This window comes from Devosia sp. Leaf64 (assembly GCF_001421945.1).
Taxonomy (GTDB): domain Bacteria; phylum Pseudomonadota; class Alphaproteobacteria; order Rhizobiales; family Devosiaceae; genus Devosia.
In genome coordinates, this window is sequence record NZ_LMLO01000015.1 from 1 (window position 1) to 9,875 (window position 9,875).

The 9,875-nt window shown below is 59.2% G+C and carries 11 protein-coding genes; 7 read left to right on the plus strand and 4 right to left on the minus strand.

Annotated elements, in window-relative coordinates:
• Positions 1 to 300: 300 nt before the first annotated feature.
• Positions 301 to 1,200 carry a LysR family transcriptional regulator gene (locus ASE94_RS08405; protein ID WP_062630033.1) on the minus strand — a complete coding sequence of 300 codons (900 nt, stop codon included), beginning with the start codon at positions 1,198 to 1,200 and terminating at the stop codon, positions 301 to 303.
• A gap of 145 nt (positions 1,201 to 1,345) precedes the next feature.
• On the opposite strand from ASE94_RS08405, the gene ASE94_RS08410 reads away from it, so the two are divergent.
• Genes ASE94_RS08410 through ASE94_RS08430 form a run of 5 tightly spaced genes read left to right on the plus strand, consistent with a single transcriptional unit; the run spans position 1,346 to position 5,421 of the window.
• Complete coding sequence (locus tag ASE94_RS08410; RefSeq protein ID WP_062630034.1) at positions 1,346 to 2,536, plus strand: MFS transporter; 1,191 nt, start codon at positions 1,346 to 1,348, stop codon at positions 2,534 to 2,536.
• Positions 2,537 to 2,578: 42 nt separating this feature from the next.
• The gene (locus ASE94_RS08415) at positions 2,579 to 2,995 is read left to right on the plus strand and encodes a cupin domain-containing protein (RefSeq protein WP_062630035.1); all 417 of its coding nucleotides are present in this window, start codon (positions 2,579 to 2,581) and stop codon (positions 2,993 to 2,995) included.
• Positions 2,996 to 3,006: 11 nt separating this feature from the next.
• On the plus strand, positions 3,007 to 4,146 hold the full coding sequence (locus ASE94_RS08420; protein ID WP_062630036.1) for a PQQ-dependent sugar dehydrogenase: 1,140 nt from the start codon (positions 3,007 to 3,009) through the stop codon (positions 4,144 to 4,146).
• 19 nt (positions 4,147 to 4,165) lie between these two features.
• Positions 4,166 to 4,621 carry a cyclophilin-like fold protein gene (locus ASE94_RS08425; protein WP_062630042.1) on the plus strand — a complete coding sequence of 152 codons (456 nt, stop codon included), beginning with the start codon at positions 4,166 to 4,168 and terminating at the stop codon, positions 4,619 to 4,621.
• A 38-nt stretch (positions 4,622 to 4,659) separates the two neighbouring features.
• On the plus strand, positions 4,660 to 5,421 hold the full coding sequence (locus tag ASE94_RS08430) for an SDR family NAD(P)-dependent oxidoreductase (protein WP_062630037.1): 762 nt from the start codon (positions 4,660 to 4,662) through the stop codon (positions 5,419 to 5,421).
• A gap of 41 nt (positions 5,422 to 5,462) precedes the next feature.
• Here the strand turns inward: ASE94_RS08430 and ASE94_RS08435 are convergent, their stop codons facing one another.
• The 3 genes from ASE94_RS08435 to ASE94_RS08445 form a co-directional block, all read right to left on the minus strand.
• The gene (locus ASE94_RS08435; protein ID WP_062630038.1) at positions 5,463 to 6,545 is read right to left on the minus strand and encodes an alpha/beta hydrolase; all 1,083 of its coding nucleotides are present in this window, start codon (positions 6,543 to 6,545) and stop codon (positions 5,463 to 5,465) included.
• A gap of 189 nt (positions 6,546 to 6,734) precedes the next feature.
• The gene (locus tag ASE94_RS08440) at positions 6,735 to 7,478 is read right to left on the minus strand and encodes an SDR family oxidoreductase (protein WP_062630039.1); all 744 of its coding nucleotides are present in this window, start codon (positions 7,476 to 7,478) and stop codon (positions 6,735 to 6,737) included.
• A 463-nt stretch (positions 7,479 to 7,941) separates the two neighbouring features.
• Positions 7,942 to 8,547, minus strand: coding sequence for a TetR-like C-terminal domain-containing protein (locus ASE94_RS08445; protein ID WP_062630040.1), 606 nt, complete (start codon positions 8,545 to 8,547; stop codon positions 7,942 to 7,944).
• A gap of 107 nt (positions 8,548 to 8,654) precedes the next feature.
• Between ASE94_RS08445 and ASE94_RS08450 the strand changes: the two genes are divergently transcribed.
• Together ASE94_RS08450 and ASE94_RS20630 are read left to right on the plus strand one after the other, a co-directional pair.
• Positions 8,655 to 9,302 carry an NAD(P)-binding oxidoreductase gene (locus ASE94_RS08450; protein WP_062630041.1) on the plus strand — a complete coding sequence of 216 codons (648 nt, stop codon included), beginning with the start codon at positions 8,655 to 8,657 and terminating at the stop codon, positions 9,300 to 9,302.
• A 79-nt stretch (positions 9,303 to 9,381) separates the two neighbouring features.
• Positions 9,382 to 9,753, plus strand: a complete 372-nt coding sequence (locus ASE94_RS20630) for a GFA family protein (RefSeq protein WP_082461097.1) — start codon at positions 9,382 to 9,384, stop codon at positions 9,751 to 9,753.
• Positions 9,754 to 9,875 lie beyond the last annotated feature (122 nt).

Sequence of the window (9,875 nt, forward strand, 5' to 3'; positions counted from 1 at the left end):
GCATTTCCTAGTCAATGCGCCCATTCTGATCCCTGCATCGGGTTTATTTAGTCAAACCCCGGCCTCTTAAGGCTTCATAACGTCTGGTTTGGGTAGTTCGCACTAAGGCTATGACTTAGATGGGGTCGGGAGCTGCTAGTCGGAAACGCGCCCCTTTTCAGTCGTTCGACGACCCTATGGGCATTCCCAGAAGCGGACATCGCCTGACAGCCTGATTGGCGACGGCAATGGGGTGGCTTGCAGACTGTCTGCTTTTTTGTTCGAACAATTAAGACCAGACATTCCTCGCCAGAGCCGTCCTCAAACTGAAGTAGGCGCTTTTAGCGCTTTTGCGACGACCGAGAATGCCGGCGAATTTTGCCGCTTGCTGGGATAGTAGAGGTAATAGCCCGAGAACATCGGCGACCAATCTTCGAGCACCTGAACGAGCCTGCCGCTGGCGACATGATTTGCTACGAGGCTCTCGGGCACATAGGCTAGGCCGAGGCCGCTTAGCGTGGCGTCGATCATGGCGATGGAGGAGTTGAAGGTCAGTTGGCCGTCTACGCGGACGCGAAGATCGCGTCCGTCCTTGGAAAATTCCCAGGCGTAAAGTCCACCGGATCGCGACTGACGGTGATTGATGCAGTTGTGGGCAACAAGGTCCTGTGGCGTTTCCGGCGGGGCTTTGTCCTGGAAGTATGCCGGGGAGGCGACGGCCACCAGCCGCCAGTCTGGCCCGATCCGAACCGCGATCATGTCCTTGTCGAGACTTTCACCGAGCCTGACACCCGCATCGAACCGTTCCTCGACGATATTGGTGAAGCCATTGTCGATGTTGAGCTCAAGCTTGATCTCCGGATAATCCGCCAGCACCGGCCTGAGCTTGGGCCAGACGATCCACTCCAAAGCGTGGTCGGACAAGGTAATGCGAACGGTGCCGGACGGTCTCGACTGAGACGCCATCAGGGCGACGACTTCATTTTCGATGTCATTGAAATGCGGCACCAGGGTGCGCAGCAATCGTTCACCGGCTTCCGTTGGCGCGACATTCCGCGTCGTCCGCGACAGCAGCCGTACCCCAAGCCTGAGTTCGAGCTGCTTGACCGCATGGCTGAGGTTGGACTGCGATGTCCCGAGCTTTGCGGCGGCCTTGGTGAAGCTGCGCTCCTGCGCCACCTCCATGAACCAGAGCATTTCGTTGATGTCTTGGCGACGCATGGGGAGCCCTCACATTCATATGCATGATCGATAAGTGCTTGCGAATGTCGAGTACTAATCAATCGCGACACAAGAAGCTACCTTGTCCGGACAAGATAGGCGCGTGCCGCGTCGTCCACATTCAGCACGCTTGAACGGAGCCCCCATGACCGTTGCTTATGCCTCTCCAGGCCCTGAAGTTGAGCCCAGCGCAACCGTCTGGCCTGCGATCGTCTGCATGTCGCTTCTGACATTCGTGTTGATCGCGTCAGAATTCATGCCGGTCAGCCTGCTGACGCCAATTGCGCAGGATCTGGGCACAACCGAAGGTCAGGCGGGCCAGGCCATTGCGATCTCTGGCCTTTTCGCCATCATCACGAGCCTTTTCGGCAATTCGCTTGTCTCAAGGCTTGACCGGCGAACGGTCGTGCTCCTTTACACCTCTATCCTCATCGTTTCCGGTGTCGTTGTGGCGCTGGCGCCCAATTATGCGGTGTTCATGATCGGACGGGCCCTGGTCGGCGTGACCATCGGCGGCTTCTGGTCACTGTCGACGTCGATCCTTGCAAGGCTCTCCACAGCGGACGACCTGCCAAAGGCCATGGCGATGTTGCAGGGCGGCACGGCCCTTGCCGCCGTCGTCGCGGCGCCATTGGGCAGCTTTCTCGGTGGCCTGATCGGGTGGCGGGGGGCCTTCATGATCGTTGTGCCGCTCGGCATTGCGGCATTCGTCTGGCAGCTTCTCGTCATTCCGCGCCTGCCGCCTCAACGGCTTGTGTCCGCTGGAGCCATGCTTGGCCTCCTGGGCAAACCAATCGTTACCATGGGGATGGCCGCGACGACGCTGGCTTTCATGGGTCAGTTTGCCCTTTCGACCTATTTGCGGCCCTACCTCGAGAACGTCACCGCGCTTGATGTCAATGCGTTGTCGCTGGTCCTGCTCGGCGTCGGCATTGGTGGGCTGGCCGGGACGTCGATCATCGGCTTCGTGTTGCGGACCCATCTCCGTGCCGTCGTGATCGGCTTTCCTCTGATCATGGCGGGCCTGGCTGTTCTTCTGATCCTCTTTGGACACATCGGGATCGCGGTCGCCGCACTGCTGATGATCTGGGGGCTATTCAGCACGCCAATTCCCGTTGCCTGGGGAACCTGGATGACACGCGTCATCCCCGATGAACTCGAGGCCGGCGGTGGCCTGCAGGTCGCCCTCATCCAGTTTGCCATCACGTTCGGCGCGTTTATCGGCGGCCTTTTGTATGATGCCGCTGGCTGGCAATTCACGTTCCTTTTCGCGGTCGCCCTGCTTGCCGCTTCAGCGGCACTCGCACTGGTCACCACGAAACGATCCGCGGCCTGAGGACATCAGGTGACCTCCGCTCACAGGACTCCTGGAGAGAACATGCATATCATTCGCGTTGGAAGCCAAGCATCGACCAAGGGGCCGCAAGATTGGTTCACAGGTACGGTTCGCATCGATCCCTTGCTTAATCCGTTCGACGCTGAGCGCGTGCAGGGCGCTCTCGTCACCTTCGAACCCGGCGCCAGAACTGCCTGGCACACGCATCCGCTTGGTCAGTCGCTGGTCGTAACCGCTGGACTTGGGCGCGTGCAGCGCGAAGGCGGTCCGATCGAACACATTCGTCCTGGTGACGTTGTCTGGTTCGAGTTTGGCGAACGACACTGGCATGGAGCGTCTCCGACAACCGCGATGACCCATATTTCCTTGCAGGAAGTCAAGGATGGCAAGGTCGTGGACTGGATGGACCATGTCACCGACGAGGACTACGGCGCCGAACCCACGCCAACCACAGAGTGAGTGAGATCGCCATGATACAATACGCAAAGCTTCTCGGCGCTTCCGCACTGGTTTCGACGGCGCTGCTGGCCAGCCCGACCTTGGCTCAGAGCGTCAATGCCGGCGATCGGACGGCAACGACCGAGCTCCCGTTCGAGTCGACATCCGTTGCTGAATTCAATACGCCCTGGGCGATCGCCTTCCTGCCCGACGGGCGGATGCTGGTCACCGAAAAGCCGGGTCGCGCATACCTCGTCACCCAGGCTGGCGAGAAAGTGGAAATCGGTAATGTGCCTGCGGTACTGGCATCGGGCCAAAATGGTTTGCTCGACATAGCCATCGCACCTGATTTTGCAGACAGCGGACTGGTCTACTTTACCTATGTCGACGCTGCCGACGGCGGCGCCTTGACGCTGTCACGGGCGACACTTGGCATTGAAGGGGACACCGTCAATCTCGTCGACGCCGAGATCATCTGGCAGCAGAGCCCGGCAGGCGGTGGCGGGCAGCCCGGTGGCATCATCGCTTTCGATCCAGACGGCAGCCATCTGTTCCTCTCGGTCGGCGATCGCATGGAGCCCGCCAGTGCGCAGGATCCGCAACAGGCACGCGGCAAGGTTTTGCGGCTCAACCTCGACGGCAGCGCGCCCGAGGATAATCCGCTCTTTGCACAAGGCGGGGTCGAGGCAGAGACCTGGTCGACCGGGCACCGCAATCCCTATAGCCTCGCCTTTGATCCCGAAGGCAAACTTTGGCTCCATGAAATGGGACCACGCGGTGGAGACGAGCTCAATCTGATCGAGGAAGGCCTCAACTATGGCTGGCCGCTGGTCTCGAACGGCGATGAATATAGCGGCGCGCCGATCCCCGACCACGACACACGACCGGAATTTGCTGCCCCGGTTGTCTATTGGAACCCGGTTATCGCTCCAGCCGGATTGGCCTTTTATGAAGGCACGATGTTTCCCGAATGGAAGGGATCGGCCCTGATCGGCGGCCTCGCGGTCAATTCTCTCGTCAGGGTCGCTTTCGAGGGACCAGGGGCAGACGAGGTCGATCGTTGGGACATGGGCGCTCGCATTCGGGATGTCGCCGTGGCCCCGGATGGCGCCGTGTGGGTTGTCGAGGATAGCCCGCAAGGCCATCTGCTGCGCCTGACCCCAGCCCAATAACGGAGGAATGGAGATCGATATGCGCAGTCTCGATATCACCCTGAAGATGCTCGTAATTGCAGGAGGCATGTCCGCAATGGCCGCACCATCCTTGGCGCAAACCACCGACGGCGTCATCGGCACCGTGGTGCGATTTTCCAACGACAGCCACCATGTCGACGTGACCATCGGCGAGGACAATCCCACCGTTCGGGATCTGCTCTCGCGCCTGCCCCTGACCATGCAGCTCGAAGAATATGCCGGCAAGGAAAAGATCGGCTACTTCGAGCCCAAGCTCGAAACGGAAGGGTCACCCGGGTCTGATCCCGAAGACGGGGACCTCATCTACTTCACGCCCTGGGGCAATTTCGGCTTTTACTACAATGCCAGCGGCATCGGATATTCCGACCTGACGATCCATCTCGGCACATACGAGGCAACGCCGGACGAGCTGGAATTGCTCGAAGGCCCGGTGACGATCGAGGTCGTTCGCTAGCTTACACACCGCAACGACCTCACTGACTGGAGTTTTGCGTGGCACGGATATTTGTATCTGGCTCTACGACCGGTCTGGGATTACTGGCCGGCCAGCAGTTGCTGGCGCGAGGTCACGACGTGATCTTCCATGCGCGCAACGAAGGTCGCGCCCGAACGCTTCGCGGTGCGCTGCCGGGCGCGCCCGTCGTTATTGGCGACCTGTCCAGCATGCAAGAAACGCGAGCGGTTGCCGAACAGGTTAACGCCCTCGCTCCCCTCGACGCAGTGATCCACAACGCCGGCGTGGGCTATGGCAATGGCTTACAAAAGACGCCAGACGGATTGCCCGACATTTTTGCAGTCAACGTGCTGGCCCCCTTCATGCTCACAGCCCTGATCGAGCGGCCCAGGCGCCTCGTCTATCTCAGCTCGAGCATGCACCATGTGAGGGCAAATCTGGACGATGTTCTATGGCGCCAGCGAAAATGGAACGGAACCCAAGCCTATTGTGAAAGCAAGTTTCTGGTGACCGCGCTGGCCTTCGCCGTCGCGCGGCTGCGCCCGGATGTTTTCAGCAATGCAGTAGATCCGGGCTGGGTGCCCACTAGGATGGGCGGCAGGGGCGCTCCGGACGATCTTGAGGAAGGCGCGGCAACCCAGGTTGCCCTTGCCACGAGTGAAGATGGTTTTGCCGCTATGTCAGGGCAGTATTTGCATCATCTCAGGATGCACGAGCCAGAAAAGCAGACACGCGATCTCCGGACGCAGGATCGACTCCTGGACCTCTGCAGCGAACTGTCAGGCCTGAAGCTGGCATAGGGATACCGACGCCCTGAGAATGACAGGGCGTCGGTGAGGATTTACGCGCTCATGTGCTCTTCGAAGAACGACTGCAACCGGTCAAACGGGATGATGTCGACCTGATCGTAAAGATCGACGTGATCCGCCCCATCGATGATCATCAGTTCCTTGGGTTCGGCTGCCGCTGCGTAGGCATCTTCGGTGAAGTAAAGCGAGTGGGCCTCCGATCCGGCGATCAGCAGCATGGGGCGCGGCGAGACTTCCGCAATATAGGTTAGCAAGGGCATGTTCATGAAGGACAAGCCGTTGGTGACGGTCCAACCCGCATTCGAGTTGACCGAGCGCTCGTGGTATCCGCGCGGCGTCTTGTAGTAATCGAAGTACATCTGGACAACCGGGTCGGTCACGCCATCGAGCGTATCGGGCAGGCCACCCGCAAGCGCCGCCGTGTCACCCTCGGCATCGGCCCAGCGCTGCTCGCTCATCTGCTGCATCGCGGTCATGCGCTGTTCCTCGGTCATGGCGTCATAATAGCCCCGCGCCATGACGCGCGACATGTCGTACATGCTCGTCGTGGCAACGGCCTTGACGCGTTTGTCCGCGGCGACGGCGTTGAGCGCCATGCCGGCAAAACCACAAATGCCGATCACCCCAATACGTTCACGGTCGACTTCGGGTCGCAGGCCCAGGCAATCGATCGCTGCGCTGAAATCTTCGGTGTTGATATCGGGAGACGCAACGCTGCGCACCTCGCCGCCGCTCTCGCCCACAAAGGATGGATCGAAGGCCAGGGTGATAAAGCCGCGTTCGGCCATGGTCTGAGCGTAAAGGCCCGCAGACTGCTCCTTGACCGCACCAAAGGGGCCGGCGACGGCCAGAGCTGGCAAGGTGCCCTCGCCGCGATTGGCCGGCATGTAAAGGTCGCCCACGAGCGCGATGCCATAGCGGTTCGTGAAACGAACCTTCTGGTGGTCGACGGCATCGCTCTTGGGGAACACCTTGTCCCAGTCATCGAACTGGGCAAAGGCTGGCAGGCCGGAAACGGAAGCCAGGCCGACAGCGGCGGCCGTCAAGCCAGAGATCTTGAGGATATTGCGCCGGACAGCGTCGGGGGTGTCGGAATTGGGATTGGAATCGTTCATTTCGGATCTCCTTACGTTGGTCCGACCTGAAGATAGAGGCCTGCCCGCTTAGAGATTAGACGATGAATTGCGCAAGGGCTTATCGATGAGATTCATGAAACGGGAGAAGCCGACCATCGCGCCGCAATGCAGATGCGGCGCCCGAGTGCTCTTCGGACGCCGCTCTACGATTCCGATATTGGCTCTGACTTACAGGTCTTGAGCGGTCGGCCGGAAGAGGACCTCGTTGACGTCCATGTCTTCAGGCTGGCTTATCACGAAGGCAACGATGCGGGCATAGCTGTTCGCCGGGATGCCGACCTGGCCGACATAATCCTGGTTGGCTGCCTGAACATCCTTATCGGTGATGTGGTCGAGCAGTTCGGTGCGCACCGCACCTGGCGAGATGACGGTGGTCCGGATATTGTAAGGTTTGACTTCCTGGCGCAGGCCTTCGGACAGGCCACGCACGGCAAATTTGGTGGCCGAATAGACTGCCGACGCTGCAAATACCTTATGGCCGGCGACAGAAGAGGTGTTGATGATGTGGCCCGACTTCTGCGCTTTCATGTAGGGCAGTGCAGCGGCGATACCGTGCAGCACACCGCGCAGGTTGACGTCGATCATCCGATCCCATTCGTCGATCTTGAGCTGCTCGATCGGGGAAAGCGGCATCAGACCGGCGTTGTTAATCAAGACGTCGATGCGACCGTAGGTTTCAACGGCCTTGTCCACGAGCGCCTGGACGTCGTCGCGCTTGGTCACGTCTGTCGCGACCGCAATCGCCGTGCCGCCCTGTGCCGTGATCTCGGTCGCCAAAGCATTGATCCGATCGGCGCGGCGCGCAGCAATCACGACCTTCGCGCCTAGTGCAGCCAGATGCCGGGCCGTGGATTCGCCCATGCCGCTCGAGCCGCCAGTGATGACGACGACCTTATCTTTTACGTTTTCCATTTTTGCATCCAATCAATCACTGGATGACGTGCGCGCGGGCCATCCATGACGGACGGCCACGGTGCCAGCGAGGCATTCGCCGCCGCAGCACATCATCGATGTGCCCAATATAGCGACCGTGCCGACGACAATTAGCGGCTATAAAACGCTAAGACTTATCGATCGGCCATATAAACGGGGGCGTGGAGCAGCATCGATCGCACTGGGCCCAGATATTACGAGGTGATCCCTGTTGAACCTTGAGGTAACCAGTGTCCGCTTTTCAGCATGAGAATAAACACTCGGAACGTCCGAAATGGGGTCGGAAGATGCCGGTCGGCAACGCGCCCCATTCCCGCCATTCAGACCGCGTTTGTGATTTCCCTAACCTGCTAGTCCGCTTCGGCAGCCGCAAAGGTTCAAGTGGGGGTTGGAACGAGACCGGCAGCTTCGGGCGTCGACATATCGATAGTTAATGACGGTCTTATCCACGGCCGCGCCAGTCTAGACGTTCCAGACGCTCGATCAAATTGGCGATGAGTGTTTCTTCATCGGCCCCCGGCGCCATGCTCACGCCTGCCGATAGCCGCCCATCTATGAGCAGCATTGCCAGACCATGGACATAGGACCACCGCGCCATCGTATCTGCGAGCGCGTCTTGGCTATGTCTGATATGCGCCGGCCATTCACCAGCTGCAGGCGTGAGGAGCGAGTATGCGGCGGCGGCGGCGCGTGCGAGGTCAGGGTGGTCCCAATCCAAGCGCTCCGAGCGAAACATCAACTTGAACAATTCAGGATGAGCGCGGGCGAACGCGATGTAACCCCTTGCATGGGCGAGCAATTGATCCTGACTTTCCACATTGCCAGCTTCTGCGCGTGCGAAATCATGAAGGCGGGCAAATCCCGATGCGGCCAACGCGCTCAACAGTCCAGCAAGGTCGTTGAAGTGATGCGCCGGCGCTGTGTGGGAGACACCAGCCTCACGAGCGGCGGCCCGCAAGGTCAGAGCGTTGATCCCCTCGCGTTGCAAGATTGTTTCGGCGGCAGCGAGCAGAGCCGCCCGCAACGAGCCATGGTGGTATGAAGCCATAGCCTATCTTTACATCAGAAAGATTGCATTTGACAACGGACTCTTGTGCGATGTCTAAATGAACTAGACAGTGGAAAGATAATTTTGAGCAAGCGGAGCTAAAGACGATGTTCAAGCAAGCGACATTCCTTGTGCTGGGCGCGACTGGCGGAACCGGAAAGCACTTTCTCGCTCGGGTCCTATCTGACGGACACAGGGTGAGAGCCTTGGTGAGGACACCGGGAAAGCTGATAGCGGGCCCCAATCTCGAGGTGGTTTACGGATCGGTGACCGAAGCTGTCGACACTGATGCGCTTGTTGCCGGTGTCGACTTCGTTGTCTGTATGCTGGGCGACAGAAAGCTTCAGGAGAAAACCAAGATCAACACGGCTTTTGTCAAGCGGCTCATTCCATCGATGCGACGGCACGGCGTCAAACGTTTCCTTTATCAGGCTGGAGGGTTCAGCCGTCCTCATGGACGCCGGCTATCGCCAATCATGTGGGTGCTCAGAAACACTGTTGGCCGAAGTTTCGATGGCCAACACCGCGATAATGAGGCGGTGATGACCTATCTAGCAACGCAAGCACCCGATATCGAGTGGTGCGTTCACCGAGCGGGCATCGGCTCTGACGGTCCGAGCAAGGGCGTGCTTGAGCGGTCTAAAAGCAGAATTAGCATCGGCACCCATATCGACTGCGCGGCATACAACTACCGGACCGTTATGGATCCTTCAGCTGTGCATAGTTGCGACTTCAGCCGCTATAGGTCGCAGTAAGAAGCGCGATCGGACATCTTTGACGCGGCTAGCGCTGGAGCCACTGCGGGAACTCGTTCACTGGGCAATGGAGGTACCGATGGAGAACAGTGTGGAGGGCGGCTGCCTATGCGGAGCAGTGCGATTGATAGCGACGGGAAATCCGAAACGAGTTGGCATCTGCCATTGTCTGGACTGCCGAAAGCATCATGGAGCGGCGTTCTATGCATCCGCCATCTTCGATCAAAACCAAGTGCAAATCACAGGGATGGTCCATTCCTTCAAAGACCGCCATTTCTGCCCTGTATGTGGGTCTTCGGTTTTTGCTCGGTGGGAAAATGAAGTCGAGGTGCCCCTTGGCACGCTGGACGAAATCAACCGTTTCACGCCCACGTATGAGTTATGGACAGTGCGCCGCGAGCACTGGCTGCCGAGCTTCAACATGGAACAATATTTGTGCAACCGTGAGTGATGGGAGCTATAACCTAACGCTCGCACTGCCGCATTCTGCCAAATCAGTGGCGACTGGAACGCGCCCCATTCCGGTCGTTCAGGCCACACTGTCGATAACCCAAAAGCCGCCGTTGGCAGCCG